This window comes from uncultured Pluralibacter sp., assembly GCF_913775985.1.
Classification (GTDB): domain Bacteria; phylum Pseudomonadota; class Gammaproteobacteria; order Enterobacterales; family Enterobacteriaceae; genus Pluralibacter.
This window is the reverse complement of record NZ_CAJYMB010000096.1, coordinates 190,357-205,894: the sequence shown is the minus strand read 5'-3', so window position 1 is coordinate 205,894 and position 15,538 is coordinate 190,357. Positions and strand designations below refer to the sequence as shown.

14 protein-coding genes are annotated in these 15,538 nt (G+C 59.0%); 7 read left to right on the top strand and 7 right to left on the bottom strand.

The features are described 5' to 3' along the window. Positions 1 to 10: 10 nt before the first annotated feature. From QZ766_RS11775 to uraH, 4 genes are all read left to right on the top strand, one after another. Positions 11 to 580 carry a sigma-70 family RNA polymerase sigma factor gene (locus QZ766_RS11775; RefSeq protein WP_297202077.1) on the top strand — a complete coding sequence of 190 codons (570 nt, stop codon included), beginning with the start codon at positions 11 to 13 and terminating at the stop codon, positions 578 to 580. After that, positions 567 to 1,193, top strand: coding sequence for a DUF1109 domain-containing protein (locus tag QZ766_RS11770; RefSeq protein WP_297202073.1), 627 nt, complete (start codon positions 567 to 569; stop codon positions 1,191 to 1,193). The genes QZ766_RS11775 and QZ766_RS11770 overlap by 14 nt, the downstream gene beginning before the upstream one ends. Positions 1,194 to 1,265: 72 nt before the next feature. After that, positions 1,266 to 1,934 (top strand): epoxyqueuosine reductase QueH, encoded by a 669-nt coding sequence (locus QZ766_RS11765; protein WP_297202070.1) that lies wholly within the window; start codon positions 1,266 to 1,268, stop codon positions 1,932 to 1,934. Positions 1,935 to 2,028: 94 nt separating this feature from the next. Further along, a complete protein-coding gene (gene uraH, locus QZ766_RS11760; protein WP_297202066.1) occupies positions 2,029 to 2,442 on the top strand; it encodes a hydroxyisourate hydrolase in 414 nt (137 codons plus the stop codon). A 64-nt stretch (positions 2,443 to 2,506) separates the two neighbouring features. Here the strand turns inward: uraH and QZ766_RS11755 are convergent, their stop codons facing one another. From QZ766_RS11755 to QZ766_RS11725, 7 genes are all read right to left on the bottom strand, one after another. After that, positions 2,507 to 3,682 carry a TieB gene (locus QZ766_RS11755; RefSeq protein WP_297202063.1) on the bottom strand — a complete coding sequence of 392 codons (1,176 nt, stop codon included), beginning with the start codon at positions 3,680 to 3,682 and terminating at the stop codon, positions 2,507 to 2,509. Positions 3,683 to 3,721: 39 nt separating this feature from the next. After that, positions 3,722 to 5,941 carry a TonB-dependent receptor gene (locus QZ766_RS11750; RefSeq protein WP_297202061.1) on the bottom strand — a complete coding sequence of 740 codons (2,220 nt, stop codon included), beginning with the start codon at positions 5,939 to 5,941 and terminating at the stop codon, positions 3,722 to 3,724. Positions 5,942 to 6,184: 243 nt separating this feature from the next. After that, positions 6,185 to 6,967 carry an energy transducer TonB gene (locus QZ766_RS11745; protein WP_297202058.1) on the bottom strand — a complete coding sequence of 261 codons (783 nt, stop codon included), beginning with the start codon at positions 6,965 to 6,967 and terminating at the stop codon, positions 6,185 to 6,187. A 13-nt stretch (positions 6,968 to 6,980) separates the two neighbouring features. Then, positions 6,981 to 7,691: a ChaN family lipoprotein gene (locus tag QZ766_RS11740; RefSeq protein WP_297202055.1), complete on the bottom strand. Its 711-nt coding sequence runs from the start codon at positions 7,689 to 7,691 to the stop codon at positions 6,981 to 6,983. Between the two features lie 367 nt (positions 7,692 to 8,058). Beyond that, entirely contained in the window at positions 8,059 to 9,939 is a 1,881-nt protein-coding gene (gene bglF, locus QZ766_RS11735) for a PTS beta-glucoside transporter subunit IIABC (RefSeq protein ID WP_297202052.1), read from the bottom strand. 163 nt (positions 9,940 to 10,102) lie between these two features. After that, the gene (gene licT, locus QZ766_RS11730; RefSeq protein ID WP_297202049.1) at positions 10,103 to 10,978 is read right to left on the bottom strand and encodes a BglG family transcription antiterminator LicT; all 876 of its coding nucleotides are present in this window, start codon (positions 10,976 to 10,978) and stop codon (positions 10,103 to 10,105) included. Between the two features lie 180 nt (positions 10,979 to 11,158). Continuing rightward, positions 11,159 to 12,424, bottom strand: a complete 1,266-nt coding sequence (locus QZ766_RS11725; RefSeq protein ID WP_297202324.1) for a carbohydrate porin — start codon at positions 12,422 to 12,424, stop codon at positions 11,159 to 11,161. A gap of 616 nt (positions 12,425 to 13,040) precedes the next feature. Between QZ766_RS11725 and QZ766_RS11720 the strand changes: the two genes are divergently transcribed. From QZ766_RS11720 to hxlA, 3 genes are all read left to right on the top strand, one after another. Beyond that, positions 13,041 to 14,117 carry a nitronate monooxygenase gene (locus QZ766_RS11720; RefSeq protein ID WP_366509411.1) on the top strand — a complete coding sequence of 359 codons (1,077 nt, stop codon included), beginning with the start codon at positions 13,041 to 13,043 and terminating at the stop codon, positions 14,115 to 14,117. A 179-nt stretch (positions 14,118 to 14,296) separates the two neighbouring features. Continuing rightward, the gene (hxlB, locus tag QZ766_RS11715; RefSeq protein ID WP_297202043.1) at positions 14,297 to 14,869 is read left to right on the top strand and encodes a 6-phospho-3-hexuloisomerase; all 573 of its coding nucleotides are present in this window, start codon (positions 14,297 to 14,299) and stop codon (positions 14,867 to 14,869) included. Between the two features lie 3 nt (positions 14,870 to 14,872). Further along, the gene (hxlA, locus tag QZ766_RS11710) at positions 14,873 to 15,511 is read left to right on the top strand and encodes a 3-hexulose-6-phosphate synthase (RefSeq protein WP_297202041.1); all 639 of its coding nucleotides are present in this window, start codon (positions 14,873 to 14,875) and stop codon (positions 15,509 to 15,511) included. Positions 15,512 to 15,538 lie beyond the last annotated feature (27 nt).

The window sequence follows — 15,538 nt, the reverse complement described above, 5'->3', positions numbered from 1 at the left end:
CAGAACCGGCATGGCTGACGACCGCCTGCCGAAAGAGGCGTGGCCGGCCTCGATGGCCCGCGCCCAGGCCGGGGACAGGGAAGCCTATACCCGGCTGCTGCGCGCGCTGGTGCCGACGATCCGCACGATCGTTAGCCGGCAGATTAGCGGAGCGGATCTGGTGGAAGATACGATCCAGGATGTCCTGCTGACCCTGCACCGCATCCGCCACACCTACGATCCGGCGTGTCCGTTTATGCCCTGGCTGGTGGCTATCGCCAACGCCAGAGCGGTGGATGCGTTGCGCAGCCGCGGGCGGCGCTGGCGGCGGGAGGTGTCCGACGATGTTACGACACTTGAGGCTGCGCAGGTGGCCGCCCCTTCGCCTTTCGTTCAACAGGAGGCGCAGGAAGAGCTGATGCAGCACCTGAGCCGCCTGCCCGATCGCCAGCGGCAAATCGTCGAGCACGTTCATCTGCAGGAGATGACCCTCGCCGAAGCAGCCCGGGAAAACAACCTGACCGTTTCCGCGGTGAAGTCGCTGCTTTACCGGGCGCTCGGCGCACTTCGCCGTTCAGGAGCCAATAATGACCCGTCATAATGCATTAATTGAAGCGTTAGGCCGCTCGGCCCGGCCGGTTCGCCGCCCGCCGGGCGTGGACCGGCGAGTGCTGTTGTGGACGCTTTTCGCCCTGCCCTGCGGCGCGCTTTTCGGCCTGCTGGTGCCGCGCGAAAGCACCGACTGGACTCAGGCCGGGGTAACGCTGGCCGCGCTACAGCTGGGGCTGGCGTTTATTACCGGCCTGCTGGCGGTGCGCAACGCCTTTATTATGAGCATCGCCGGACGCCGCCCGCTCGGCTGGCGGGCATTCGCCCCGCTGCTGCTGATGTGGGGCGTCACGCTGCTGTTCAGCCTCGGCCACGCTCCGCAGCACGCTGCCGGAAGCGAACCCCGCTGCTACACCTTTATGGTCACCGTCAGCGTGCCGATGGCGGCGCTGGTTATCGCGTGGCTGCGAAAAACCCGCAGCCTGACGCCGCTGCGCAGTCTGGCGACCGCCGGAAGCGGCGTCGGCTGTATGGCGGTTACCCTGCTGTCGTTTTGCCATCCGGTACACCTGCAGGTGTGGGATCTGGTATCCCACGCGGCGGCTTTTGCCACGATTATCGCCGCCACCGTCCTGCTGGGATGGCGCTGGGTAGCCATCCGCTAACCCGGCGGTGCCAGTTTGTGACTGAAGTGTTAATATTGGCACTTATTCGCTCACGCCACGGTGACTTTTGCCATGACCGACTTTAAACGCCCGCAGCTCGAACTGCCCAACGGTGCCAGCAAGCTCCTGCTGCACTCCTGCTGCGCCCCCTGCTCCGGGGAAGTGATGGAGGCAATTCAGGCCTCGGGAATTGATTACACCATCTTCTTCTACAACCCGAATATTCATCCGCAGAAGGAGTACCTGATCCGCAAAGAGGAGAATATTCGCTTTGCGCAGCAGCACGGCGTGCCGTTTATCGACGCCGATTACGATACCGATAACTGGTTCGCCCGGGCGAAAGGCATGGAGCACGAGCCGGAGCGCGGCATTCGCTGCACCATGTGTTTTGATATGCGCTTTGAGCGCACGGCGCTGTACGCCCACGAGCACGGCTTTGGCGCGATCAGCAGCTCGCTTGGGATCTCGCGCTGGAAGAATATGCAGCAGATAACCGACTGCGGTATTCGCGCCGCGCGGCCCTATCCGGGGCTGGTTTACTGGGACTACAACTGGCGCAAGCAGGGCGGCGCGTCGCGGATGATTGAGATAAGCAAGCGCGAGCGCTTTTACCAGCAGGAGTACTGCGGCTGCGTCTATTCGCTGCGGGACTCCAACCTGCACCGCAAGGCGCAGGGGCGCGATATCATCCGCATCGGCCGGCTTTTTTACGGCGACGAGGATAAAGCGGGAGAGGAGTAACGCCCTGAGACAAAAGAGTTATCACGGAAAATTTAACTCTATCCCGCAAAAAGAGTGCTAGTTTTTTACCATCACTCACCGAAGGGAATACACAATGAAAAAGATCTCCGCTCTGCTGCTGTTACCTGCTCTGGCCCTCACCTCCGCTGCCGCCCTTGCCGCGCCGGAGGGCACGCTGAGCGTGCATATCCTCAACCAGCAAACCGGCGTGCCGTCTCCGGACGTTGCGGTAACGCTGGAGAAGCAGCAGCAGGGCCAGTGGACGACGCTGGCGGAAGGCAAAACGGATCAAAACGGACGCATTAAGTCGCTCTATCCGCAGGACAAAGACATGGAGCCGGGGGTGTACCGAGTCACCTTCAAAACCGGCGACTACTTTAGCCAACAGAAGCTGAAAACCTTCTTCCCGGAGATCCCGGTGCTGTACACCGTCTCCAGCACCAACGAAAAGCTGCATATTCCGCTGCTGCTGAGCCAGTACGGCTACTCAACCTACCGCGGCAACTAACGGCAGCGGTACAGGCAAAGGCGCTCCGGCTCAGGCGGGAGCGCCTTTTGTTTTAGCAACGCGGCTACGACTTATCGAGATCGATCCGCAGCACGCGCTCTTTTGCCCCCTCGACAAACACATCCGGATCCCAGTCGCGGTTAAATCCCTCTTTTACGCCGACATACAGCGCCTCGCCGTCCGCCGACAGCGCCATCTGATTTGGATAAACCGGGGCGGAGAAGGTGTGGGTTACCACGTAGCGGCGAGCATCCACCACGCTGACGGTACCTTGCGTGAAGTTGTTAACGTACAGTTCCTGATGTTTTGGGTTATAGGCCACCGCGTTGGCCCCCGCGCCGGTACGCACGTAGCCCAGCTGCCTGCCGCTGTGCAGATCGAAGATGTACAGACCGTCGTTCAGACCGCGGCGATCCTGATGATCGAAAACCACCGCGAAGATCCTGCCTGACGCCGCGTCCACCCGCAGATTCTGCAGGCTGGTGATTTCCGGCTTCACGTCCTTGAGGGTAATGGTGCGCGTCAGGCGCCGGGTTTTCGCATCAATTTCGTTAACGTAATCTTTGCCGCCGACGTAAATTTTCTGCGTTTTTTCTTCGATTGTCAGGCCGTAGGCCGTGCCTTTGTAGGCATTCTCCACCTCTCCCTTAAGGGCCAGCGTCTCGCCGTCGAGCATCAGCAGCTTGTGTACTGGCTGCATGCCGTCTGCGCCTTTCCTCATATTGCTGTAGCTGACAAACAGCGTCCCGGCGGCCGGGCTGTAGACCATATGGCGCAGGTGCTCAAAACGGGCATCCGCCGCATTGGGCGTGTTAAAACTGAGCCTGTCGCTGGATTTAATTAGCGCGCCGCTGCGCGGGTCAACCAGGCTGATGCGCAGCGTGGCCGACTGGGTATGTCCCACGTACAGCCGGTGCTGCTGCGGGTTGAGCGCGAGAGAGAATGCCCGCCATGGCAGCGGGTACTTGTGGGTTATTTTCAGCGACGCGGGGTCGAAAGCGTACAGATAGCCTTTATTGGCCTCACGGTTGACGCGATCGGTGACTGCCGCAAAAAGCGTATTGTCTCCGGCATCAAACGCCAGCTCGTAAATGCCTTCATTGGCCTCTTCAAGGTAGTTAGTTCTGAGGGCAAAGCGCGAAGGTTCACGCGGCGGCGGATCGATAGCAAACGCTTCTCCAGCCAGCAAACTGGTAATCAGCAACGCGCCGGACAGGGCGGTAAATCGACAAGAAAACATAGCAACTCCTGATGTGAAAAGTTAACCCAGTAACGAAAATCAGAATTTAATTTCGCCGCCGAAGACCCAGGTACGGCCGCGGGCGGTGGTGCTGGTGGTCGATCCCTGCCGGTCATAATCGAGGATCTGATTCATGCGGTTAAGGGCATCGGCATAGTTGCGGTTCGCCACGTTCTGCACGCTGAGCCGCAGCGTCACGTTATCGGTCACTTCATAGCTGCTGTAGAGATCGACGATAGTAGGAATGTCGGGCATTTTTTCTTTCGGGATGCTCTGATCGTCGTTGAGCTCTTCCGCCGTAATGCGCTTCGATTTACCGGTGAATTTCACCAGGCTGCCCAGGGTCAGCTTTTGATTAAAAAGGCGCCCGCCTACGTCCAGCGTCGCGTAGGTTTTAGGCAGATCGCTAATGTCGCCGTAGCCAAAGGTGGAGATTGAACTCGCCACCGAGGTGGGCTGATCGGTGTGCTGCTTGCTCCATGACAGGTTCATAAAAGCAAATCCGGCATCGTAGCCCGCTTCAACTTCGTAGCCTTTGCTGGTTACCGTTGACGGCGTATTCACATAAATGCTGGCGTTAAAGCTGTCGGACGCGCCGTCCAGATCCTGGCAAAGCATGCTGTTGCACATGAAAAAGGTTTCGCTGGTGATGTAATCCTTAATGCGGGTGCGGTAAGTCAGCGCCTTCATGTGGAAACTGTCTTTTTCCGTCAGCAGCCCTTCGCGAACAATATTAAAGCCGGTCTCCCAGGTGCTGGCTTTTTCCGGCTTGAGGAACGGATTCATCGACGCACCGCCTTCATTGGCGAAGAACACCTCCTGCACGTTCGGCGCGCGCGACGAACGGCTCCAGCTTACGTACGGCTGAAACCACGGGGTGACCTGAGCGGAGAGCGTAGCGGAAGGATTCAGCGCGCGGTCTTTCAGATTGAGGTTTGTCGCCCCCTGCGGAAAGCACTGCTGGTCGTCATCGCAGGCGGGCTTGCGCCCTTTTACTTTGCTGTGGGTGTAATTCAGGTTGAGCGCCAGCTCATAAATGTCTTTATCCAGCGTCAGGCCGGAGTATAGCGAGGCGATATTCTGCCTGCCGGCGGGGGCAAAGGCGGTGCTTTCGCTGTCGCTGCCCCGGGTGAAGCGCCGCGAATAGCGGGTATTCATTACTTTGCCACCCAGCTGAAAGACGGTAAAAATATCTCCCGGCATCGTGAAACGGCTGGCGTTGCTGATATCCAGCGCGTTGGATTTATTGGTCAGCGAGGCGTTCATGGCATCGGGCAGCGAGTCGGGCTGGTAGTTTTGATTGCCCCGGCTGGTGCTTGCCAGCACGTTCAGCTCTACCAGCTCGTTGAGCGGCGCATAGTTGTAGTGCAGGGCGTAGTCGTCGCTGGTGATGTGCCGCCGGGTAAAGCTGTTGCGGTAGTTGCGCCCGGAGAACTCCAGCTTGTTGTACTGATCGGGATTAACATTGAGCTTGTAGAGCTGGGACTGCGGCTCCTGGCGCATAAATTCGGCGTCCCGACCCAAAAACTCGCGGCTATCGGTGCCGGCACCGTTTTCATAAGTGGCGTAGGTGCGGCTGCCGCTGATGCCCACCAGCCCACCGAGGCTGCCGCCGTTGGCAAACGGCGCCGTTTTACCCGCGACGGCAATCATTCCGGTACGTCCGAGTCCGTTATTACCCACCGAGAAGCGCGACAGCGCACCAACGCTGCGGCCCTCTTTAACCAGATCGTCAACGCCGATAGTCCGCATATTGGCGCTGCCGGCCAGGGCGTTAACCCCCTGAGAACCGGCACTGCTGCCGCGGGTAACATCGACCTCCGCAAGGAAATTCGGGTCGATAAGCACGCCGGAGGCGTTATTGGCACCGCCGTGATAATCCGCCGGGGCCATCCCGAAAAAGGTTTGGGTGACGCCGTCTACCATCGTGTTCACCCGCCCCAGTCCGCTCATCCCGCGAATATTGACGCTGACCGCACCCTGCAAAGGATCGATCTGGGTATAGGTGCCCGCCATGCTGCGCAAGGATTGATCCAGGCTCTGCAAATTCTTATTCAGCGTTCGCGAGCTGTACGCCCCCGGCCGGGTATAAGTCTCTAAAGAAGAGCCCACCGGCGCGCGGTCACTTTCGGCGCTGTCGGTCACCGTTACCGGTGAGAAAACAGATTCCCCGGTATTATCTTCCTCGGCGGCAATGGCCTGGCCGTGGGCTAATAGCGTCCCGGTCAGCAGGCACGTATAGAGGGTTGATGCATTCATTGTTACTTTTCACCTGGATTAATAAAAATAAAAAATGTGCTCACGAATGCTATTTCTGCGAATAGTTATTCAGCTTCACAGCTCTGTTATTCAAATTAAAAGCAGGACATACCGACACCGTATCGGCGAGAATAAACGGCAGACGTAATAATACGCCCGCAGCCTGCGCGGTTTGCCTATGGAAATAAACGAACGTGCTGCCGCGAAAATTTCATTATTTCCGCGTCTAAAAATATTATTGCATTACCGATTTTGTGATAATTCAAATTCCACCGGTAGCGTCACGCGGTGTATCCCACCTTTTAATATTACCGACGGCGGCGGCGGCAGCGGCCGGGCATTGTTCAGGGCCTGCATCGCCGCCCGGTCGAGTGACATGGTTCCTGAGGAGGCCAGCAGCTTCTCACCGAGCAGATTGCCGCTGGCGTCAACGCTGAAAGTAAGGATAACGGTTCCGCTGCGCCTGCGCCTGCGGGCGTCCTGCGGATAGTTGCGCATCTTGTTGATTTTTCCCTTAACCAGCGCTTCCCAGCTAACCTGCTGGCTGCTGGCCTGCGCCGCGTCAGTATCCAGCGGAGCCGCCGTCCGCTGCGCCTGTACGGCCTGCACCGGCGGCGCCGCGCGGCTGTTGACGTTTGAATTACCCCGCTCCTCCCGCTGTTCCCGCCGCGCTTTTTTCTTCACCTGGGTTGTCTTTTTCTTTTGATGACTCTCTTTCGCCGCGGCCAGCGTCACCTCGGCATCCTCTTTTTCCATGACTTTCGGCGTCTCTTTTTGCTGCGTCGTCTCTTGCTCAGTCATGGCTTCAACGCTGCGCTGCTGGGTAACGCCGGGCGGCAGCGCGGGCTGAATGACCGAGACCTGAAAATCCGGAGCATATTCCAGCATCACCGCTGCCGGGATAGATATCGGCGGGGTCCGGGTGGCGTGTATAAAAAAAGGAAGCGCCACCGCCAGGTGCAGCAGCACGCTGATCGCCGCCCCGCCAAGGGGTTGGAAGCGGGGCAGTGTGTATTGCGCATTCATATCCATCGCTCTTTTACTGGGGCATCGCCCACTGATAGTCGGCCTGCAGCGGCGTGAGGGTGGTACCTTCTCCGGTCAATATCACCACTACCGGCGCGCTGGCGCCTAAATCTGCCACGTGCAGGGGAACGCCGATATCTTTCGCCGCGTGATAGCCGCCGGCAATAAGCAGCGCCGGGCGCGGGGCGCCAATCAGCTGGGTCGCCATAAAGCGATCCCGCTGCTGCTGGATAGCCAGCATAGACGTCATCTGCTCGCCTTCGATCTGGCCGCCGTGCATCAGGTAGATAATGGCTGACAGCGCTTTATGCACCTGCGGCGAGGATGAGTGCTCTCCCTGAGGGAATACGGGGTGCTGGTAGAGCGCCGCCGTCTGCTGGCGACTGATATTGGCCGCCAGCAGCGGATAGCGCGCCTGCAGGGCAGTCATCACCACATCGCGGTAAAGGGGCCACGGCCAGCCGCTGTTCCAGCGTAGCGCTTCCGCCGCGCGGGAGGCGCTGACGACTGTGCCGGAGAGGCTCTCCGCTTTTACCCGATTGACCGCCGCCTGCTGGCTGCTGTCAATCATCTCCATCAGCACGCTCCCCTGCGGGCGGCTGCGGTTTAAATGCTGCAGCAGCCACGTTTCGACCTGATGATGTTCCGGGCGGGTATGTTCCTCACCAATAATGACCAGCGGCGCATTAGCCAGCCGGGAAATAAGCTGATCGGGGAACAACATTTTATTTGTCGCGGTTTCCCGTATGCACTGACATTCCGGTAAGGCCATATTTGAGATAGCAGACTGGCGGCTTTGGCAGGCTGTTAATAGCAGCCCGCAGGCGGCTATTAAATAGATGAAGCGGCGATCCCTTTTACGCATAAATATCCATAAAAATAATTCAGAGCGGAAAAATTGATTTTTTACTGACGATGCAGTTTGTTGCGCAACGTGCTATTTGGTTGCGCAAGGATACATGCAAATGATAATGACTATCAAGACAATTCTTATTATCATTAATACTAAAAGAGTAGATTGCTGTTATAAAAAGAGCTGATTAGCCCTGCCGCGCGTGACGGGCAGGGCCTGCTGACGTGGATTGCGTTGCTTAACCAGGGATGGCCACCGCGGGCTGCGCGCTGAGGCTCAGCAGCGGCATGCCGGTCTCGACGCTGCTGCCTGCTTCCGTGATGATTTCGCGATAGTTTTCACTGTTGGTGATAATCACCGGCGTAGCCAGATCGTAGCCGGCGTCGAGAATCGCCTGCTGGTCAAACTCCACCAGCAGATCCCCGGGGCGGACTTTATCTCCAGGCTGCACGTGGGCGGTAAAGGGCGCGCCGCCGAGCTTAACGGTGTCAATCCCGACGTGGATGAGCACCTCGATGCCGCTGTCGCTCAGCAGCCCGATGGCGTGCTTGGTCTGGAACAGCGATGAAACCTCGCCGGCAAAGGGCGCGTGGACGGTGTTTCCGGCGGGAATAATCGCCACGCCCTGCCCCAGCAGCCCGCTGGCGAAAGTTGTATCGGGCACTTTATCCAGCGGCAGCACTGTGCCGCTCATCGGCGCCAGCACGTCATATTCATTCACTGCCAGCCCGACGGACTCGGCATCGCTGCGGGTGGGCATCCCCGCCACCAGCGTCAGCACAAAACTCAGCGCCAGCCCCACCAGCGTACCGGCGATCCCGCCCCACAGCGTGGCGTCCACGCCGCCGGACGGGATCATCTGGGCCAGGGTAAAGACGTTGGCAAATCCCGGGGAGTAAACGTGTGTGTTGCTGAGGCCGACGATCGCGCCGCCGACGGCCCCGCCCACGCAGCCGAAGATAAACGGCCGGCGCAGCGGCAGGTTAATGCCGTAGACCGCCGGTTCGGTGATACCGAAGATCCCCGCGGTCACCGAGGTGCCGGCCAGCATTTTCTGGCGCAGATCGCGGCTGCGCACGGCAATGGCCGCCACCGCGCCCACCTGCCCCATCACCGCGGGCAGCACCATCGGCAGCATCGAGTCATGGCCGAGCACCGCGAGGTTATTGATCATCAGCGGCACCAGCCCCCAGTGCAGGCCGAAAATCACGCACACCTGCCACAGCGCGCCCATTGCCGCGCCCGCAAGCCACGGCGCCAGGGCGTAAATCCACTGGTAGCCGTTGGCCAGTAGCTGGCTAAGCCAGGTAGCGGCGGGGCCAATCAGCAGGAAGGTCAGCGGAACGGTGACGGCGAGGCAAATAAATGGGGTAAAAAAGTTCTTCACTGACGCCGGCAGCAGGCGCGCGCTGCGCTTCTCCAGCCAGCAGCTGACCCACGCCGCCAGCACAATCGGAATAACCGACGAGCTGTAGTTAAACCAGATAACGGGAATACCGAAGAAGGACTGGGCCACCGCCCCGGCCTGCTGGCTGGCGTTAAAGGCTTCCAGCATCAGCGGATGCACCAGCGCGCCGCCGATCATCATGGTGATAAACGGGTTGCCGCCAAATTTAGCGCCGGCGGTGTAGCCGAGTACCAGCGGGAAGAAGTAGAACAGCGCGTCGCCGGCGGCAAACCAGATTTGGTAGGTGCCGCTCTGCGGGCTGAGCCAGCCGCAGACCAGCGCGAGGGCGAGCAGCCCTTTCATGATCCCGGAGGCCGCCAGCAGCCCCACCAGCGGGGTGAAAATGGCCGAGACAATATCAATAAGCTGCCCGAGCAGCGTGGTTTTCTTCCCGCTCTCGTCGGCGCCTGCCGCGGCCGACTCGCTCATACCCGCCTCGCGGGATACTGCCTGCCAGACATCGTGGACGTGATTGCCGATGACCACCTGAAACTGGCCACCGCTCTCGACCACCATAATGACGCCGGGATTCTTTTTCAGCCCTTCGGCATCGGCTTTGCTGTCGTTTTTAAGTTTGAAGCGCAGCCGGGTGGCGCAGTGAACCAGGCTGACAATATTCTCTTTGCCGCCCACGCGGGCGAGAATATCCTGGGCTAAAGCTTGATATTCCATTGTAGTTTCCTTCCTGAGGCGCGCCGCGGCGCGTCATCGACTGAGTTAAAAAAACAAAAAAACCCGAGAGCAATGACGCTTTGGCCATCGCGCTCAGGTTTTGCCTGCTAAATGCAGTAACAATCCGGAGAGTGTGTTTTAACTACGTGCCCGAAGGGGCGATTTATACTTTGTCTTTATCCGCCTGCCCCCCGGAGAGCGGCGTCAGACGGTCATCTTTTCTCACCCGCTCGATGTGGATAGCGAGGAACATAATCTCTTCAGTGGTCAGTTCGCAGCGGTAGCTTTTGTGCAGGTGGCGAGCCACTTTCTCGGCGCAGGTCCAGGCTTTGGCGTAGTTATCCCGCACCGCCGAGTGGAGTTCGGCATCGTCGTCCTGCACGACGCTGCGGGTGAGCATCCGCTGGGCAAAAAACTTCAGGTGTGTAACGAAGCGCTGGTAGCTGAGGCTCTCCTCGTCATACTCCAGCCGCAGCTGGTATTTCACCAGCTGCAGGATCTCCTGCATCACCCGGGTGACGTGCATCACTTCCGGCATTTCGCTGTTGAGCTGGGCGGTCACCAGGTGCAGGGCTATGAATCCGGCTTCGTCTTCCGGCAGCTCGACCCCCAGCCGCCGGGCGATGATCGCCCGCGCCTCCTGCCCCAGCGCAAACTCTTTTGGATAGAGCCGCCGCGTCTCCCACAGCAGCACATTTTTAATCGACAGCCCCTTCTGCTGGCGCTCAATGGCAAAGTTGCAGTGGTCAGTCAGGGTGATGTACAGGCTCTCCTGCAGCTTGCCCAGCCGTTCAGTGGCCAGGGCGATGATGCGATCGCAGGTGGTCATCACTTCCAGCGGGATCTGGCTCAGCAGCTCGCCGAGCCGCTGTATCAGCACGTCGCTTTGCAGCGCAAAGACCTTTTCGATTTTCTCACTGTCGAGATCGTCGCCGGCGCGCTTTTGAAAGGCCAGCCCGCGGCCCATCACCACCTGCTCGCGGCCGCTGCGATCCTGAACCACCACCACATTATTGTTGAGTACTTTGGCGATTTTCATCGGCACCCCAGAAACAAAAAAACCTGACCTCCGGCAAGCGCCGGAAAATCAGGTTTTGCCTGCTCGCGCAGTAACAATCCAGATCGGGCACTGTATCAGTTTCGCTCCCGGCCTCAATGTGCGGCGCGAGAAAACGTGACGGCGATCGGCTTTGCCGCCGCCGCCGGGCTGAGCGGTCAATCAGAAGCTGACAACGGTTTTCAGCGTCGTCACCCACGCATCCTGGGTGCGGGAGATACCGCCAGGATGGTGCCAGTACTGGAGGCCCGGCTGCAGCTCCAGCCACTTCACCGGCCGGAAACGATAGTAGAACTCGCCGTTGATGGAGTGCCCCGGAACCGGCCGGTAGCCGGGATTGCTGTAGTCGGTGATGCCGCTGAGATCGTTTTGCGCCTGCTGGTTGCGGGCGTAGTGGTTGCTCATGTCGATATAGGTCATGCCGAAGCCGATCCAGTCTTCCGGACGGGCGTCGAACAGGCCGCGGTAGCGCAGGGTTCCCGCAAATTCCGAGTGAACGTAGTTACTGCGCTGATCCGACAGGCTCATGCTGAACGAAGTGCTGAGCCCGCGCAGCGGATCGTCTCTGTGGCGCGTAATTTGCTGGTTGAAGCCGCTGTATAAGAACCAGGTGCGGTTGTGGTGCGCGTAGCCGTCCGGATCGTCCACGCCGGGACCGCCAGACTTACCGCGGTACAGATCGGTCTGCGGCGCGTTGGTAAAGATAACACCGAGGTTGTAGATGCCCGGCAGGCCATTAATCATCGGCCGCGCCTCAATTTCCACCGGCAGCAGCATCCCTTTACTGCCGCGGGTAGACCAGCTCCAGGCGTGATTGCGGGTGGTGGCTTTCGGGTTTTGCTCCATGATCCCGCCTTTGAGGGTGACGACCGGGGTGACTTTGTATTCAAACACCGAGCCCCAGGTGTGCATGTTCCAGTTGTTCCAGGTAAAGGAGTTGGCCGATTTACCGCCGCACTGGGAGATCATCTGGAAATCGCAGGGGATGATCTGGTCGAAGGTCTGGACTTTGTTCATCATCCCCACCCGCCAGGTAAGGCGGCGATCGGCAAAGCTGCGGGCGAATGTCAGCCAGCCGAGACGCGTGACCGAACCGCCACCCCAGCTCTCCTGGGTCAGATCGTTGAAGTTGGTGCGATCGTCCTGCACCCGCCGGGTCGTCAGGTTATCGTCGTGGTTGCGGTTGACGATGTTGCCCTCAATGCGCGCGTCGGGAATGCCGGTCCAGCGCTCCAGATCCTGATTAAAGGTCAGCGAAAACTGATCGATATAGGCCACGTGGGAGTCGTGGTTGTATCCGCCCCCGCCGTTCCACGCGAACTGGTTTAAATAGCCGAGATTGTAAGTGAATCCGTTGTCGTTAAGGATCTTGCGGATCCCCAGCATCTCGCCGAGCAGCGGATCCGGCGGGCCTTCAAAACCCAGCATCTTATTGTCCCACTCCTGCGCGTCCTGCGCGTCGGCGGCGAAGACGGTGAACGGCGTGACCAGCAGGGTACTGAGGCACAGCGCGGCATGCATTTTTATATTTATCTTCATCGTAATAACCCGTGATTGAGTATTTAAGAGGTCAGGTCGCGGTAGATAATAGTTATTCTAAACTTGTTCAACACAGCCGCCGTCCGTGGTAATAAATACCCACAAATATAAAAATAACGTTATAACGATAATAAGGCGACTTTCAGCCAGGTTACAAGCTCTTAGGGCAAAAAAAAACCTAAGCACTTCGCACCGGTTAAGGCCGCGAAATACTTAGGTTTTGCCTGTCAGACAGTAACAATCCTGTATTGAGTGACGAAAACATATCACTATTCATTTCGCTTGCAAACATACTCTATTACATTTGGTAAGAACTGTGATCGGTATAACACAAGGGATCTTAAATCTCGTATTTATATACTTACTTAAAAGTAATTTTTGACCGCAGAGCCAGTTAACCGCATATTAAATCTCCTGAAATAAACGCGGCTCGGTATGCGGCATTAAAATAGACCCACATCGGCTATGACAATATCCCGCTTTTCGGCCTCTCAAATTCACACCGGTGGAACCTGATATGTCCCTTTCTCTCACGCAACTGCTGGCCATTGATTTTCCTCTGATCCAGGCACCGATGGCCGGTGTTTCCACGCCTGAGCTCGCCGCCGCAGTCAGTAACGCCGGCGGATTGGGTTCTCTGGGCCTCGGGGCCAGCAGCGTCGCGCAGGCGGAGCAGAGTATCGTGCGCACCCGCGCGCTCACCGCCCGGCCGTTTAACGTCAATCTGTTTTGCCACCGGCCGCCGGCGCGGGATAATGCCGTCGAATCGGCGTGGCTTGCCGCTTGCCGCCCGCTGTTTTCGCGCTTCGCCGCCGAGCCGCCCCGCGCGCTGGCTGAAATCTACACGCCCTTTTCCGGCAGCGGCGATATGCTCGACATGCTGCTGGCGCAGGCGCCGGCGGTCGTCAGCTTTCACTTCGGACTGCCTGACGCGGCGGCCATCGCCACCCTGCGCGCGAAGGGCATTTTGCTTTCCGCCACGGCGACAAACCTGGCGGAGGCCCGGCAAATTCAGGCCAGCGGCATCGACGTCATTATTGCTCAGGGTTTTGAAGCGGGCGGCCACCGCGGGATGTTCGATCCGCAGGCGGTGGATTACCAGACGGGGACGCTGGCGCTGGTGCAGCTGCTGAAGCGGCATCTCGCCATCCCGGTGGTCGCTGCCGGCGGGATCATGGACGGCGCGGGAATCGGCGCCATGATGACGGCGGGTGCCGACGGCGCGCAGCTGGGCACCGCTTTTCTGCTGTGCCCGGAATCCGCCGCCGACGAGAGCTACCGCCGCGCGATCCGCGCCCGGCGTGAAACCCCAACCTGGATGACCGCCGCGATTTCGGGACGCCCCGCCCGCTGTATCGACAACGATTTTTGCCGCTTCGCCCGCCGCGCGGCAGATCTCGCCGTACCGCCCTATCCGCTGGCCTACGACGCCGGTAAAGCGCTGGCCGCCGCCGCCCGCGCCCAGGGCGAGGACGGATTTGGCGCCCACTGGGCCGGACAGGGCATTAATCTGATCCGCGAAATGCCCGCCGCCGCGCTGGTCGCCACTCTGATGGAAGAGTACCGGCGCACCGAAAAATAAACCCTGCCGCCGGTATATCCGTCATCTTTCACGCGGTCAGTAGCCGCTTAACGTGAAGGATGACGGGTATAATCGGACAACCATCCCCCTTATTCAGACAGCCTCACCCCGCCCCCTTTTGCCCCTATTTTCACTCTGCTAGTCTGCACCCATTGATTCAGCGCGAAGGAATATTACCGATGGACAAAATAACCCCGCAGGCGGCGCAGCAGGTATTCAGCACGTTATTTTCAGAGCTGGGAACCGTGTTCTCGAATATTGATGGCGAAGCGCTTAGCGAATTTTCTGCGGTATTACTCAACGGCAGGCGGCTATTTTTTCTCGGCGCCGGGCGCAGCGGCCTGGCGGTAAAAATGGCGGCAATGCGCTTTATGCATCTCGGTCTGGCAGTACACGCGGTAGGCGAAGTGACCTGCCCGGCAATTGCCGAAAACGACGTGCTGCTGGTGGCTTCCGGCTCCGGGCGAACCCCGATGATTCTGAATGCGGTAAAGACCGCCAGAGCCGCCGGCGCTTCGGTACTCGCCGTCACCACCAGCCCACAAACGCCGCTGGCCGAATACGCGCAGCAGCAAATCGTGCTGCCCGCCGCCGTTAAGGATGCGCATAACAATAACGTTTCAGTGCAGTACGCCGGCTCTCTATTCGAGCAGGCCACCGTGATTGTTCTCGACGCGCTGTTCCACCTGATGTGGAAACAGAGCGCCCTCCCCGCAGAAACGCTGTGGGCCAGACATGCCAATATGGAGTAAATAATGAAACTACAAGTCGCACTCGATCTGCTCTCCACCCGTGATGCTAAAAATCTGCTCAACGATATCGCTCCGTGGGTCGATATTATTGAAGTGGGTACGCCGCTGGTCAAAATAGAAGGCCTGTCCGTGCTGCGGGAAATTAAGGCCAGCTGGCCGGATAAGTTTTTATTCGCCGATTTAAAAACCATGGATGCCGGCGCGCTGGAAGCCGAACTGGCTTTTGATGCCGGTGCCGATGCGGTTTCCGTCCTCGCGGTGGCGGCGGATCAGACCATTGCAGGGGCAGTAAATGCTGCAGCAAAGAAAGGGAAATCGGTAGTGGTTGACCTGATTGGCGTCCCGCCAAAGCAGCGCCTGGCGCGGATTGTCGAGCTGCAGAAGCTCGGGGTTGAGACGGTAGAGCTGCACGCCGGGCTGGACGAACAGGCCCAGGAGGGTTACTCCCTGCCGGCGCTTCTTGCTACTATCGAAGGCACTGATGTGAAGTTCGCCGTCGCCGGGGGGATCACCCTCGATACGGTAGATATTGTCGCCGCCTCCGGCGCTGAAACCGCCGTGGTTGGCGGCGGCATTTACAACGCCAAAGATCCGGCAGCAGCGGCTAAATCCCTGAAAGAGAAAATCCTTCAGCTCGCCTGATTGCCCGCGCGCAACGTCCATCAGTAA